13 protein-coding genes and 1 riboswitch are annotated in these 12414 nt (G+C 68.1%); of the genes, 5 read left to right on the forward strand and 8 right to left on the reverse strand.

Annotated features, from left to right (window positions below):
• Positions 1–3: 3 nt before the first annotated feature.
• Entirely contained in the window at positions 4–1674 is a 1671-nt protein-coding gene (locus AC1DR1_RS12730) for an HNH endonuclease (protein ID WP_476992679.1), read from the reverse strand.
• Positions 1675–1946: 272 nt separating this feature from the next.
• Between AC1DR1_RS12730 and AC1DR1_RS12735 the strand changes: the two genes are divergently transcribed.
• Entirely contained in the window at positions 1947–2918 is a 972-nt protein-coding gene (locus tag AC1DR1_RS12735) for a dienelactone hydrolase family protein (RefSeq protein ID WP_476992680.1), read from the forward strand.
• 135 nt (positions 2919–3053) lie between these two features.
• Positions 3054–3752, forward strand: coding sequence for a glycoside hydrolase family 16 protein (locus AC1DR1_RS12740; protein ID WP_229994942.1), 699 nt, complete (start codon positions 3054–3056; stop codon positions 3750–3752).
• A gap of 9 nt (positions 3753–3761) precedes the next feature.
• Here AC1DR1_RS12740 and AC1DR1_RS12745 read toward each other — a convergent pair whose 3' ends face one another.
• Positions 3762–4082 carry a hypothetical protein gene (locus AC1DR1_RS12745; RefSeq protein ID WP_229994943.1) on the reverse strand — a complete coding sequence of 107 codons (321 nt, stop codon included), beginning with the start codon at positions 4080–4082 and terminating at the stop codon, positions 3762–3764.
• Between the two features lie 320 nt (positions 4083–4402).
• Here AC1DR1_RS12745 and AC1DR1_RS12750 point away from each other — a divergent pair, with 320 nt between their 5' ends.
• Positions 4403–5056 carry an aspartate/glutamate racemase family protein gene (locus AC1DR1_RS12750; protein ID WP_229994944.1) on the forward strand — a complete coding sequence of 218 codons (654 nt, stop codon included), beginning with the start codon at positions 4403–4405 and terminating at the stop codon, positions 5054–5056.
• A gap of 91 nt (positions 5057–5147) precedes the next feature.
• Here AC1DR1_RS12750 and AC1DR1_RS12755 read toward each other — a convergent pair whose 3' ends face one another.
• Positions 5148–6197, reverse strand: a complete 1050-nt coding sequence (locus tag AC1DR1_RS12755) for a glycoside hydrolase family 16 protein (RefSeq protein WP_229994945.1) — start codon at positions 6195–6197, stop codon at positions 5148–5150.
• 391 nt (positions 6198–6588) lie between these two features.
• Between AC1DR1_RS12755 and AC1DR1_RS12760 the strand changes: the two genes are divergently transcribed.
• Positions 6589–7299 carry a DNA alkylation repair protein gene (locus AC1DR1_RS12760; RefSeq protein WP_229994946.1) on the forward strand — a complete coding sequence of 237 codons (711 nt, stop codon included), beginning with the start codon at positions 6589–6591 and terminating at the stop codon, positions 7297–7299.
• A gap of 50 nt (positions 7300–7349) precedes the next feature.
• Here the strand turns inward: AC1DR1_RS12760 and AC1DR1_RS12765 are convergent, their stop codons facing one another.
• Complete coding sequence (locus tag AC1DR1_RS12765; RefSeq protein ID WP_229994947.1) at positions 7350–8564, reverse strand: cation:proton antiporter; 1215 nt, start codon at positions 8562–8564, stop codon at positions 7350–7352.
• On the reverse strand, positions 8561–8839 hold the full coding sequence (locus tag AC1DR1_RS12770; RefSeq protein WP_229994948.1) for a hypothetical protein: 279 nt from the start codon (positions 8837–8839) through the stop codon (positions 8561–8563). Before AC1DR1_RS12770 ends, AC1DR1_RS12765 begins: the two co-directional genes overlap by 4 nt.
• A 170-nt stretch (positions 8840–9009) precedes the next feature.
• Positions 9010–9213: riboswitch (cyclic di-AMP (ydaO/yuaA leader) on the forward strand.
• A 4-nt stretch (positions 9214–9217) separates the two neighbouring features.
• Between AC1DR1_RS12770 and AC1DR1_RS12775 the strand changes: the two genes are divergently transcribed.
• The gene (locus AC1DR1_RS12775) at positions 9218–9883 is read left to right on the forward strand and encodes a hypothetical protein (RefSeq protein ID WP_229994949.1); all 666 of its coding nucleotides are present in this window, start codon (positions 9218–9220) and stop codon (positions 9881–9883) included.
• A gap of 96 nt (positions 9884–9979) precedes the next feature.
• Here AC1DR1_RS12775 and AC1DR1_RS12780 read toward each other — a convergent pair whose 3' ends face one another.
• From AC1DR1_RS12780 to AC1DR1_RS12790, 3 genes are read right to left on the reverse strand one after another with little or no spacing between them, the layout of a single operon-like run.
• Positions 9980–10984 carry a sensor histidine kinase gene (locus tag AC1DR1_RS12780; RefSeq protein ID WP_229994950.1) on the reverse strand — a complete coding sequence of 335 codons (1005 nt, stop codon included), beginning with the start codon at positions 10982–10984 and terminating at the stop codon, positions 9980–9982.
• Positions 10977–11654 carry a response regulator transcription factor gene (locus tag AC1DR1_RS12785; protein WP_229994951.1) on the reverse strand — a complete coding sequence of 226 codons (678 nt, stop codon included), beginning with the start codon at positions 11652–11654 and terminating at the stop codon, positions 10977–10979. Before AC1DR1_RS12785 ends, AC1DR1_RS12780 begins: the two co-directional genes overlap by 8 nt.
• A 5-nt stretch (positions 11655–11659) precedes the next feature.
• A complete protein-coding gene (locus AC1DR1_RS12790) occupies positions 11660–12412 on the reverse strand; it encodes a DedA family protein (RefSeq protein WP_229994952.1) in 753 nt (250 codons plus the stop codon).
• Positions 12413–12414 lie beyond the last annotated feature (2 nt).

A 12414-nucleotide genomic window follows, 5' to 3' on the forward strand; every position in this document is an offset into this window, starting at 1 on the left:
GTCTCAGGCGGCCGAAGGAAGGCTGCGCGCGCTTCTGAGCGTTTTGGCCTGGTGCCGGAGCTGGCGCCGGTGCCGGGAGCCCGGCTGATCCGTTGCTGATGGGCGGAGCGGCGTTCCGGGCAGGGGTGGTGCAGTGGAGTGGTAGGTGTGGCCGGTGGGGGTGGTGAGTTCGATGGTGTGCCTGTGCCGGTCGCCGCTGCCGGAAGCGGATCCGGGTGCTGGGCGGGCGGTCCAGCCGGGGGTTTCTTTGGTGTGGTTGCAGGCTTCGCAGAGCCCTGCACCGTTGGCCTGGGCGGTTTCTCCTCCGTGGTGCCAGGGGATGATGTGGTCCAGGTGGCGGATGGGGGCGTCGCAGTACGGGGTGCGGCAGGTGTCGTCCCGGGTCTGGATGAGGCGGCGGAGCCCGGGCGGGAAGATCCGGGCGCGGGAGTCCATCGCGACGAGCCCGCCGGTGCCGGGGTGGGTGTAGAGCCGGCGGATCCACACGCCGAACGCGGTGTCATCGGCAGCCCCGTCCGTGCCACCGGATATTGGGGGGCTGCCGGGTCCCGGGGAACCGTCGGCTATGCCGCCGGGGTTCGTGCCGGGGGCGGGCCCGACCCCGATGCCATGTCCTGTCTCCGTGTCCGTGCTCTGGGCCGCGCCGCCGCCGGGTTCCGGGGAACTGCCTGCCGAGCCATCGGGTTTAGGGGATCCGGCGGATTCTGTGGCCGCTGTGCCGTTGATCAGTGTGCGGGCCCAGCCGGCCGGGACGGTGCCGTAGCCCGGGAGCCGGGCCGGTTCGGCGTCGGCCTGGAAGAGCGTGCGGTCGGTCATGACGAGCTGGATTTCGACCCCGGTGATCCCGCCGGGGGTGCCGGTGCTGCGTTCGACGAGGGTGTCGGCCATCAGCTGCCCCCGGCCCCGCGGGTCCCCGCTGTTCCTGAGGGCGTCGGCGTGCCGGGTCAGGGCGGTGTAGACGGCGACGCCGGCGGTGACCGGGAGCAGGGCGGTGAGATGGCACTTGGTGTCCGGGGCGGGCCGGAGGCTGACGTGCCGCTCGGTGGCGGCGTGCGCGGCGCGTTCGGTGACGGTGCGCGCATCCAGCCGGTACGCGGCGGCACGGGCGGCGGCCACCAGCCGCCGGTCACCCACGCCGGCGAGGGTGCCCGTGTCCGCGGCGAGGTCCGCGTCGACTACAGCCCGGTCCGCGGCGGTCAGGCAGGCGGTTTCGCGCACGAGGAGGGTGGCGCGCCATTCGTTGAGCTGTCCGGTCTGCAGGGCGGCGAGGGTGTGCGGCATCTCGGTGACCAGGGCTTTGGCCAGGCCCAGGAGCCGGCCGCCCCTGGCCGGGGATTCGCGCCGGGCGAGGGCGACCTGCGCGCCAATCCCGGCACCGAGCTGCTCCGCGGGCACGCCTTGGCTGGCCTGGGCGCGGCGCTGGAGCAGGTCGAAGGCCACGGCGAGGCGTGCCTGCTCCGCGGACGCGGCGCACTTCTCATCTTCCAGTTCCCGGATCCGGTCAATGATGCCGGCACAGTCCGTGGCCGGGCGGATCGCGGACATGATGCGGACCAGGTCCTCGACGGCCGCCGGCGCGGTGTCCGGCCCTGAGGCCGCATCGCGCCCGGCGCGGCCGAAGCCGGCGTCGTCGTGTCCTGCCGGAACCACTTCGGGCCCCTTATTGCCGTCCATAGTTCCAGTCTCCCCGCGACCTACGACAATTTAGATTGGTTCACTCCTGGTCGGACCACAAAGGCGGAGATAGCTGATCAAAGCCCGCCTCCGCCTCCGGAAAGGACCAGGGCCCAGTGAGCCAACATGAGGCGACGCTGCCGCTAGCGAGCCAGCGCAGCGCCGCGGCGTCGTCGTCGTGAAGTGGCCGGCCCGCTAATGGGCCCCTTGAAGGAGCCTTGCCTCAAATCCGACTTCGGAGGAGGATGATCGGCACACTGGAGGAGGCCGCCATGACCCAGCTTGGCAAGTTCGAGAAGTACCTGATTGAAGAATTCTTCGACGATTACCGCTCCGGCGCCATGAGCCAGCGCACCTTCACGCGCCGGGTGGCGTTCATGATGGGCAGCATGGCCGCGGCCTCGGCAGCGATGCTCCTGGTTGGCTGCACGCCCGAAGAGGTTCCCCGCAGCACGGACCCCATGCCGACGCCGACATCGTCCTCGCCGGGGCCCGGTTCCGCATCCGCGGGCGCCGTGCCGGGGGCCAAGAGCCCGCTCTCCGTCCCGGAGGGGGCGCCCGGACTCACGACGTCGACCGTGCAGTTCGCTGCGGGCGGAACAGACATCAGCGGCTATCTCGCCCGGCCCGAAAACGGCACCGCCGGGCCGGCCGTGCTGATCTGCCACGAGAACCGCGGGCTGACACCCCATATCCAGGACGTGGCACGCCGCTTCGCCAAAGCCGGGTACGCGGCACTGGCCCTGGACCTGCTGAGCCGGGAAGGCGGTACCGCGGGTATGGACCCCGACGCCGTCCCGGGAGCGCTCACCCAGGCCGGGGCCCAGCGTCACGTTTCCGACTTCACGGCCGGCTTTGACTACCTGAACGCCCAGGACTTCGTTGACAAGGGGCGGATCGCCATGAACGGATTCTGCTTTGGCGGCGGCATCACCTGGCAGGCGGCGACGGCGATCCCGGACCTGTTGGCGACCTCAGCGTTTTATGGACCAGCACCTGATCTTGACAAACTCACGGCCATCAAGGCCGCCGTCTTCGGTGTCTACGCGGAACTGGACCAGCGGATCACCGGCGCTATGCCGGCCTTCCAGGATGCGCTGGCCAAAACAGACGTCCGGCACGAGCTCAAGGTCTATCCCGGCGTGGACCACGCCTTCCACAATGACACGGGGCCGCGCTACAACCAGGAGCAGGCGACGGCGGCGTGGAACGACACGCTCGCCTGGTTCGGCAAATATGTGTGATGCCGTGGCCGGGACATGTCCGGACCGGAGGGAGGCGTGATGTTCGCAATGCGCACGGCTGCGGCCCTGGCCGCTGTAGGCGCCTTGGCCCTCACCGGGTGTGGCGCCGCGCCCGGCTTGGACCGGGCAGGCCCGATGGACCGGGCAGCCGCCCTGTCCGGCGTGACCCAAGCCGCCGTGTCCGACGGAACCCAAGCCGCCGTCGTCCGTGGCTGGGGACCAGTGGTGGCAGGGGATGAGTTCAGCTACGCCGGACCGCCTGACCGCGCGAAATGGAAGGTCTATAACGGCCCGGGGCACGCGGGCAAGGGGATCCGAAGTCCGAATGCGTTTGCTGTGGCCGGCGGCGTCGTGACCGTCAGCGGCGACGCGGCGGGCACCACGGGCGGCATGTCCGCCAGGTTTGCCCATCAGCAGTACGGCCGCTGGGAAGCCCGGATGAAAACGAGTGCGCGGGATATGCAATATCACCCGGTCATACTCCTGTGGCCGAACCATAACAAATCGCCCACCTGTGCCGAGATTGACTATGCGGAAGGCACTTGGGATACCACCCTGATTGGGTTCAACCTGCACCACGCCTGCAGCGGCCCAAACTTCCAGAGCCGGGCCTCGCGGGCTATCGACACGACCCAGTGGCACAACTATGCAGTGGAGTGGACCCCGGCCGGGATCACCGGATACCTCGATGGGTCACTATGGTTTGCGGACATGAACCCGGCGCATCAGCCTACGGTAGGGATGCACCAAACAGTGCAGCTCGACTGGTTTCCCAACGGGACTCCAACCAAACCCAGCCAGATGCAGGTCGACTGGATCCGGGTCTACAACTAAGCGTTGCGCTTACTCGCCCGCGGCAAACTCGGGCTGGACCGGGCCGCCAGCTTCCGGCATCCCCTCATAGGGCACGCCTAAAGCTTTCAACGCCATCAGGTGTTCCATCAGGGCACGTTCAGGGTCTCCGGGATGCGCAGCAATCTGCTGGCGGAGCAACTCCCGGGCGCGGTCGTGTTCCGGGGCGGTGTCGGCGAGGACGGCGTCAATGATCCTGACCGCCTGATGTCGGATTCCAGCGGCAGATGCGGCATATTCCGCACCGGACACCAGGTCATAGGGATCCTGTACTTCGGGGCGTCCTGGAGTGGACGAGGGCTCCACCGACATGGCTATTCCTTTGATCATCGTTCCGGCTGAGCCCGGAACCGGCCTGCCGCCTTCCCCCCAACCCGGGTAAGTTACCCGGATCGAAGACGGCCCACCGTGACACACCATATAACGGCGCCGGGCCGCCAAGCTTAACGGGAGCGAAGTTTTCGCCAAGGTGATGCGCAAGTTACGGTGTCGCAGCCTTCAGAATGTGTACGGCTGCCAGCGCCACGGCATGATTCCGCGGCAGGGCTTGTGTTGGTCACCTGCCCGAAAAGACATGGAAATACTCGCCGGGTAGCCTCGCACCAAGGATCCCGTTCGAAAGGTAGTACGCCATGCGTGTTGGACTGATCCGGGTGATGACGACGTCGGACCGACGCCTGCTCCGCGCCCACGGGAAACTCCTGCAGGAGGCTTTCGGGTTTTCCGTGACCTCCCGCTGTATTCCGGACCAGCCGTCCGGCGTCTACGACCAGGTGTCGCTCGAGTCTGCGGCACCCAAGGTAGTCCAGCTGGCCCGGGAAATGGCAGGGGACGCCGACGCGCTGATTATCAGCTGCGCGTCCGACCCCGGGCTGGCCGCCACCCGGGCGGCCGTGGACATCCCGGTCATCGGGGCGGGCTCCGCAGCCGCAGCTGCTGCTCTGACCTTTGGCGGACGGATTGGAGTCCTGGGACTCGGCGCCCATGTACCGGGCCCGATCGCGGACGCACTGGGCGAACGCATGCTGCTTATTGATGGCGAGGGGCGCGTCGAAACGCCCGACGCGTTCCTCATGCCTGCCGGTATCTTCGACGCCCTCGCAGCGGCCCACATGCTGGTTGATGCCGGCGCCGACGTGATCGTCCAGGCCAGCACCGGCCTGAGCAGCATCGGCATGGCGGACGTGCTCCGCCGCCGGCTCGGGGTCCCGGTCATCGACGCCGTGACGGCGGCCGGCTCCATGCTCGTCTCAGCGGTGGTCGCCCGGGAACTTCAGCAGGTTTGAGTCCCACGGCCGGTGGCGGCGCGCCATGGGCCAGCGACAAGACAGCCCCGCACCCTGATTGGGCGCGGGGCTGTCGCGTGCTGAGCCGGTCCTACTTGTAGACGCGGACCCAGTCGACCTGCATCTGTGAAGGCTTGGTGGCCGATCCGTCAGGGAACCAGTCCAGCTGCAACGTCTGATGCATGCCCACGGAGGGCAGGTGCGCGGGGTTCGTGTCGGAGAAGGTCTTCACTCCGTCGATGTATCCGGTGATGCCGGCCGGAGTCCACTCCACGGCGTAGTTGTGCCACTGGGTGGTGTCGACCGTCTTGGCGGCCGTGGTCTGGAAGTTCGACCCGCCGCAGGCGTAGTGCAGGAAGAACTTGATCTGGCTGGTGTTGCTGCTGCCCTCGGCGTAGTCGATCTCGGCGCAGTTGGGGGAGGTGTTGTTGTTGGGCCACAGGATCAGCACGGGGTGGTACTTCGGGTCCCTGGCGCTGGTCCTCATGCGCGTCTCCCACTTGCCGTATTTCTGCTGCGCAAATTTGGCCGACATGCCGCCTGTGGTGCCGGCCGAGTTGCCGCTGACCGTGGCCACGCCGTTCGCGACCGACCACGCCTGCGGGCTCCGCACGCCCTTGCCGGCATGTCCGGTTCCCTTGAAGACGCTCCACTTAGTGGAGTCGGGGGCGCCGGCCTTGGAGAACTCGTCGCCGGCAACAACCGCACCCCAGCCCCGGGCGGTGGCGGCTTGCGAACCGTCGCCGGTCGCGGCGACTGCGGCCTGGGCCGCAACGGGCGCCGCGGCAGGCGCTGCAGCGGGCGCGGCCGGCGTCGACCCCGTAGCGGCTGCCGCTTGTGCGCCGCCCGCCGTTTCCGGAGCGATCGGTGTGGCGGCGGGAGCGGCGGCAGCCGGTGCCGCGTCGACTCCGGGATCCGCTATTGCAGCGGCGGGACCGCCGACGGGTTTGGGAGCAGACGGCGCCGCCGACTCAGGCGCTGCGGGCGCCGAGGACGTGGAAGCCGCGGCAGGACGCGAGGCCTTGGTGGCCGCCGACGACGTGAAGGCCGCGGCAGAACCCGAGGCCTGGGTGGTTGGGGATGGGGCCCCGGCGCCGGTGGTGGGGGCGACGCTGCACCCGGCCAGCGACAGTGCGCCCAAGCTCAGCGCAATCGCTAGTTTGTGGAGCTGTGGTGTCTTGAAGCCTGGTGTCTTCGGCTGTGCTTGACTGAACCGTGATTTGCTGAGCGGTGATTTCTTGAACGGCGTTTTCTGGAACAACGGACCCCTCCGGGCTTTGTGACTGGCACACACAACCGTCGCTGCCAAGGCGGCGGCGAGTGCGGGAAGCTTCATCCGGCCCTGCTGCAAGAGCATGGGCGAGCAGACGCCGAACGGCGCAACCGGGCCCTAAAAGGGGCGGTCCGGGGCCCTGCATTCGGGCCAGGCCTTCACGGCCAGTGGCCCACGTTACCGGACCGTTACCTTGACCCGCAAACCTCTCCGGACGTGTTCACGGCATTCCCCTGCGCCCACACGAAAGAATGGTCGGGTGAGTGATGCTGGCGAGTTCATCGACCTCTCGCTGCAGCGGGAAGGTTCCTGGCGCCGTGCGGACGAGCTGCAGTCGCGGCTGGAAATGGAGCCAGGAGGCAGAGGCCTCCGGTTCTACGGCACCTCCGTGGGTGCCGTGCGCGGGACGGTCCGGGATGCCGGCCGCCGCTATCCAGGGCTGTCCCACGATCAGGTCACCGCGCTGAGCTCCGAACTGTGGGGCTCCGAATTGTGGGGCTCGGAACTGGGGGCGGCACCGGTTTTCGAGCGCCGGCTGGCCGCAGTGGTCCTGCTGCAGGCCAATGTGAAGCTGCTGACCAACTCCGACCTCACCCGGCTGGAGGGCTTCATCCGGGAGGCGCAGGTGCGGGACCTCGTGGATCCGCTCGCCGTCGACGTCGTCGGGCCCTTGGTGGGCGGGCTCGACATGATGGCCAGGGTGCGGGCTGACAGCGTGCTGGACCGGTGGGTGCGCGAGCCCGATGCCTGGCTGCGCCGGGCCGCGCTGCTTTCGCCGCTGCTGGCGCTGCGCGCGGGCGCGGGGGACTGGGACAGATTTGTCCGGCACGCGAATGCGGTGCTCGGCGAGGCTCGCGGGACGTTCGACGCCGACGCCGACGGCGCTGCGGACCGGGACGCGGTTTCCCGGGTCCTGGCCGAGATGGCAAAGACGAGGCCGGAGCTGCAATTCACGTCCGTTGGAGAGTGACCATCCGACCGTTCCCCGCGGGCCCGGCCCGCGTTCAGAGCTGCGGACTTTCAGACTTTCGGATCTCCGGGACCGCCCGGATCGCCCTGTCCGACGGCGCTGCCGGCATCGCCGGATCTGCCGTCGGCATTTGCAGGCAGCGCGAAAGCCCTCGCCGCCCGTGACCCGGCGACGGCGCTCGCGGCTATGGTGACTAGAGCGCCGGCCAGCAGGGCCGCTGCCTCGCCCGGGAGCAGGACCTGAAGCTGTGTGCCGATGCTCGCCGCCGCAACCGGCACGCCAAGTTGGGCCGCCGACAACACCCCGAGGGGCAGCGGGAGACCCAGGAACGCCAGGCCGGCGTGCGTCAGCAGGGTCCCTACTCCCAGGACCACGCCGAGGGCAATCATCTCCGGATGTCCGGCCAGGTCCTTGAGCGTCAGCGATGCACCCAGCCAGACGAAGAACACCGGACTAAGGAAACCGTCGCTGAGGGCGAACAGTTGCCGGGCCAGCCGCCGCGGTTCGCCGACGGCGGCCACCACCAGGCCGAAGGAAAAGCCTGCCAACATCACGGACACATTGCTCCATGTCGCGACTGCGGCCAGGGCGAAGAGAACGGCCAGCTGGCTCCTCAGCTCCAGGGCAAACTTGCGGCTTTCCGAGAGTTGGTGCACGCGAGCGCGGATTCCCCTGCGCTCCAGCCAGCGCAAGACGAAATAGAGCACCACCGCGCAGCCGGTCACCGTAAGCACGCCCAGCGCCGCGCGGCCTGCGTTGGGCGGATCCACGAGGAGCGGCAACGCCACAATGCAGGCTATGTCGGCGATGGCCACCTGCGCGGTCATGGCGACGACATCGGGTCCGCCGAGGCGCAGCGAATCGATGATCGGAAGGACCAGGGCGGCCGACGAGGACGCCAGCAGCACTGCGTAGAGGGGAGCATGTCCAGTCCCGAAGAGCAGACCGATCCCGGTTCCGACCGCCACCGCTGCCGCCGCGGCCGCAATAGCCCGGCGGGAGCCATTGCCGAGGGCGGAGCGGATCTGCGGATCCCTCACGGGAACATGGGTTCCGGCCACAAACATCATCAGCGCGAACCCGATGTTGGCCAGCAGGATAAACGTCGGGTCCGCAGGATCAACCAGGGCCAGGCCTGAGCGTCCGATCGCGATGCCGGCCAACAGTTCGCCCAGCATCACCGGCAACCGCCAGCGCGCCGGCAGCGCCAGCAGGGGTCCGGCCAGGGCGACGACGGCGATCAGCGCCAGGGACAGGAATGTCACGGCTCGCCGCTGCGGGCGGGCCCAGGGCCCGACCGCCGCTCCACCACGGCGTAGGCTTTCCCGTCCAGGAACGCCCAGTCATTGACAACCATGTACCCAAGTGCGTCCACCCGGTCATTCAGGACGTGCTCGTCGAAACCTCCGTCGCGCGGTTCCGCGTCCCAGGTGGTCACGTGGACGTCCCGGCCGTCCAGGATCAGCAGCTCGGTGTTGACGTCGAAATCCTCCTGTGGCTGATTGCTCAACTGGCAGATGGCGACACAGTGGCTGTTCATTTCGGGCCTCCGCTTCGGCGTGTGCTGATGGCATCATCCTACGTTCGGATGCGGCGCCGCCCCATGGGCAATTGCCGGACCGTTCTGTGGCCGCCGTTACCTGAATGTGACTTTTGCATGCGGATCGCGTTACGGTGGATGAGTGCCTGTTGTCTCCGATACGGGCGCTCCCCAGCCGATTGCCTAACTCTGCCGCGGCCCGGGGGTAACTCGCATCAACGACCGGCAGAGACGGGGAAACCACTTTTGGCCTGCTGATTTCGCAGGCCTTGGGGTGAAGCCGCACAGTGCCCGCAACGACGGGCCCGGGAGTGCGGCCGGGTGCCTCCCATCCGAATCCGACAGCTCACCTCGCAGGCATTGGGAGAGGCTACATTCATGTCTTCAATCAGTACTTTTGTGCGCCATACGGCCGTCCTCGCCGCCGCATCCGGCCTGGTCCTCACCAGCGGAATGGCAGCCAACGCAGCCGCAGCACCTGCTCAGCGGGACTCCGCTCCGGCGTCCAACGTGGACGTCACGGGACTGGTCAGCGCCCCCGTGAACGCCGACTCAAGCGTCAAGATCAGCTTTGACCGCCCCGCGGTAGCTACCGTCGCAGCGCCGGTCATCGAACAGCCCGTTGCCGCGGCGCCGGCTCCCGCCGCTGCGCCTGCAGCAGCACCGAAGGCAACCGTGCAGGTGCAGGCCGCTCCGGCGGCCGCGCCGGCCGCGGCGCCCGCTGCCGGCGGACGCAACGCCATCATGCTCTCGGCCGCTTACAGCCAGGTGGGCATCACCCAGGACTGCACCGCCATGGTCGAAAAGGCCCTTGGCGCGGCAGGCAAGCCGGTTGGCAACATTGGTCCCCGGGCGTTCCTTGGCCTCGGAACCGTTGTGGGCACCCCGCAGCCCGGCGACATGGTGGTCCAGTCCGGCCACGTTGCCATCTACGCCGGCAACGGCCAGGTGGTCAGTGGCGGCATGAACGGAAAGAACCAGACGATGGTCCACCCGCTGTCATGGCTCACGGCGACCGGCGGCGTCACCTTCGTCCGCGCCTAAGCCGCGCTGCCTCTTCCGGGCCGGAAAGTCCGGAAAGACCGGTGATCGATTCCCTTGGGGGCAATCGATCGCCGGTCTTTCCTGTACATATAGTTCTCAGGGATTCCCCCGCCCGGCCAGTGGAAGCGTCAACTTCATGACCGTCCCCTCGGCACCTGTCGCGGCCACCTCAACGGCGCCGCCCGCAGCGACGGCGATCTCCCTGACCAAGGCCAGACCGATGCCAAAGCTTCGCTGTCCGTGTGCACTGCCTGTGCTGGCGGTCCGTACGAAGCGGTCAAAGATCCGGGTCTGATCGACGCCGGTGATTCCGGTCCCCGTGTCCGCCACCGTGATCACGGCGCGGTTCTGCTCGATCGAGGTCGTGATGGACACCCGGCCGCCCGGGGGCGTGTGGGCGAGGGCGTTGTCCGCCAGGGCAAGCACGGCACGGCGCAGCGCGTTATTCTCGATCCGGGCCAGCGGCCGGGCATCGGCTACGAAGTCCACGGCCACCTTGCGCTGCTCTGCCACCAGCTGGAGGCTCCCGGCGACGCTGGCGGCGGTGTCGGCAAGGTCGGCAGGCGGTGCGGAGCGGTCCGGGACTTCCGCTGTTGCCGCGAGGAGCAGTTCGTTGACAATCCCGGTCAGCGTTGCTGCGTCCTCCCGGATCCGGGCCAGGTCGTGGCCTTGCCTGGAGCCGGGCACGGTATTGCGCTGGGCAAGCTGGATCCTGGTGTCCAGGATGGTCAAGGGCGTGCGCAGTTCGTGGCTCGCGTCCTGGACGAAGCGCCGCTGCCTGGCCAAGGCATCACCGAGGGGACGGATGGCGCTGCGCGCGCTGAGCCACCCGACGATGCCGGCCAGCAAGATTCCCGCCACCCCGGCGATGACCATGGCTTCGAGGACATCTTTGGAGTCCAGGTACGCGTAGGCCGTCCCGGCCGCCGCCGAGCCCGGCACTTCTGGATGGGCGAGTTGATTCATGAGGTACAGCGCCGTGGCAGCGAGCAGCCCGAGAACCATGACCGCGCACGCGGCGCTGATCCGCAGCGCGACCTTGAGCGAGGCCTTGCGCAGAATGGAGTGGTCCGGATTTCCTGCGGTCCCGCCGTTACTCATGGGCATCGCCGATCTGGTAACCGAGGCCGTGCACCGTGCGGATGACGGCCTTGGAGATCTTCCGGCGCAGGTGATGAACATAGGTATCGATCACGCCGGGCTGGTCCGAGGCGTGGAAGTACGCCGCGAGGAGTTCGTCCCGGGTGAAGACACGGCCGGGTTCCGCGGCCAGGGCTGCGAGCAATTGGCCTTCTTTCGCGGTCAGCGACACCGTGTGCCCGTAGACGGACCGGACGGAACGCTGCGTCGGATCCAGTTCCCAGTCCCCGATCGCCACCGGCGCCGGGGCCGGGGAAGGGAAGGTGCGCGTCAGTGCGCGCAGGCGTGCCGCCAGTTCGCCGGCGTCGAACGGCTTGGTCACGTAATCGTTGGCTCCGGCGTCCAGACCCCTGATCTTTTCGTCGGCATCGCCCAGCGCGGTCAGGATCAGGATGGGCGTGGCAATGCCTTTCGACCGTAAAGCCGCGATGAGGGCGATACCGTCCATGACAGGCAGCCCGCGGTCGATCACCATGACGTCCCAGGCCCCGGTCAGTCCGTGGTGGAGGCCATCACGGCCGTTGGTGACCAACTGGACCCGGTAATCCGGGTCCAGGAGCTCGGCGATGAGCGGTCCCAGAACGGCGTCGTCCTCGACGAGCAGCAGGGAGGGGCGGTCAGCGGTAGTCATGTCAGCTATTCTTCCGCGGCCATTTCCTCAGTCCGCAGTCCGTCCTCGGTTCCCGCGGGCGTGTCGCCGGCCGGTGCGGCTGCGGTGCGGCTGTTGCGGCGGCGCTTGAGGAGCTGCACCGCCCAAGGCACCACGGAGATGAGGACCATGGCCACGGCAATGACGTCAATGTTCTTGGCGACGATGTCAAAGTGTCCCAACCAGGTGCCAAGCATCGTCACGGAAACGGCCCACGCCGCCGCCCCGGTGATATTCCAGAGAGTGAAGTACTTGTACTCATAGCGCGCGATCCCGGCGGTAAGGGGAGCAAACGTCCTGACCATCGGGACGAAGCGGGCCAGCACGACGGCGGCCCCGCCGTGGCGGCGGAAGAAGTCCTCCGTAGTGGTCAGGTGCGCTGTCTTCAGGATCCGGGCATCGTCCTTGAACCATCGCCGGCCGAATTTCCGTCCCAGCATGTAGCCGACCTGGTCCCCGGCGACGGCAGCCGCGGTGACGACACCGATCAGCACCGGCAGCGACAGTTGCAGCTGTTGGTGCAGAAGGCCTGCGGTGAACAGCAGCGAGTCCCCGGGCAGGAAAGGAAAGAGCACGCCCGATTCAATGAAAACCATGAGCGCGATGACGCCCAAAGCGGTCGGACCCAGCCCGGCGAGCAGGCTTGCCGGGTCCAGCAGTGAGGGTGTACCTGCGGCAGCGGCGGCCTGAACGACCCTGTCTGTTGCCGGAAGTAAGGAAAAAACGTCCAAGGCGTGCATTC

Source organism: Arthrobacter sp. P4_F10 (assembly GCF_056401435.1).

What these genes read in the sequence shown, in the direction of transcription:
- AC1DR1_RS12745 (WP_229994943.1), bottom strand. Translation starts at nt 4,082, where the DNA reads ATGTCGGTGGAGCCCTCGTCCACTCCAGGACGCCCCGAAGTACAGGAT.
- AC1DR1_RS12775 (WP_229994949.1), top strand. Translation starts at nt 9,218, where the DNA reads ATGTCTTCAATCAGTACTTTTGTGCGCCATACGGCCGTCCTCGCCGCC.
- AC1DR1_RS12790 (WP_229994952.1), bottom strand. Translation starts at nt 12,412, where the DNA reads ATGCACGCCTTGGACGTTTTTTCCTTACTTCCGGCAACAGACAGGGTC.
- AC1DR1_RS12735 (WP_476992680.1), top strand. Translation starts at nt 1,947, where the DNA reads ATGACCCAGCTTGGCAAGTTCGAGAAGTACCTGATTGAAGAATTCTTC.
- AC1DR1_RS12750 (WP_229994944.1), top strand. Translation starts at nt 4,403, where the DNA reads ATGCGTGTTGGACTGATCCGGGTGATGACGACGTCGGACCGACGCCTG.
- AC1DR1_RS12730 (WP_476992679.1), bottom strand. Translation starts at nt 1,674, where the DNA reads ATGGACGGCAATAAGGGGCCCGAAGTGGTTCCGGCAGGACACGACGAC.
- AC1DR1_RS12785 (WP_229994951.1), bottom strand. Translation starts at nt 11,654, where the DNA reads ATGACTACCGCTGACCGCCCCTCCCTGCTGCTCGTCGAGGACGACGCC.
- AC1DR1_RS12780 (WP_229994950.1), bottom strand. Translation starts at nt 10,984, where the DNA reads ATGAGTAACGGCGGGACCGCAGGAAATCCGGACCACTCCATTCTGCGC.
- AC1DR1_RS12770 (WP_229994948.1), bottom strand. Translation starts at nt 8,839, where the DNA reads ATGAACAGCCACTGTGTCGCCATCTGCCAGTTGAGCAATCAGCCACAG.
- AC1DR1_RS12740 (WP_229994942.1), top strand. Translation starts at nt 3,054, where the DNA reads ATGGACCGGGCAGCCGCCCTGTCCGGCGTGACCCAAGCCGCCGTGTCC.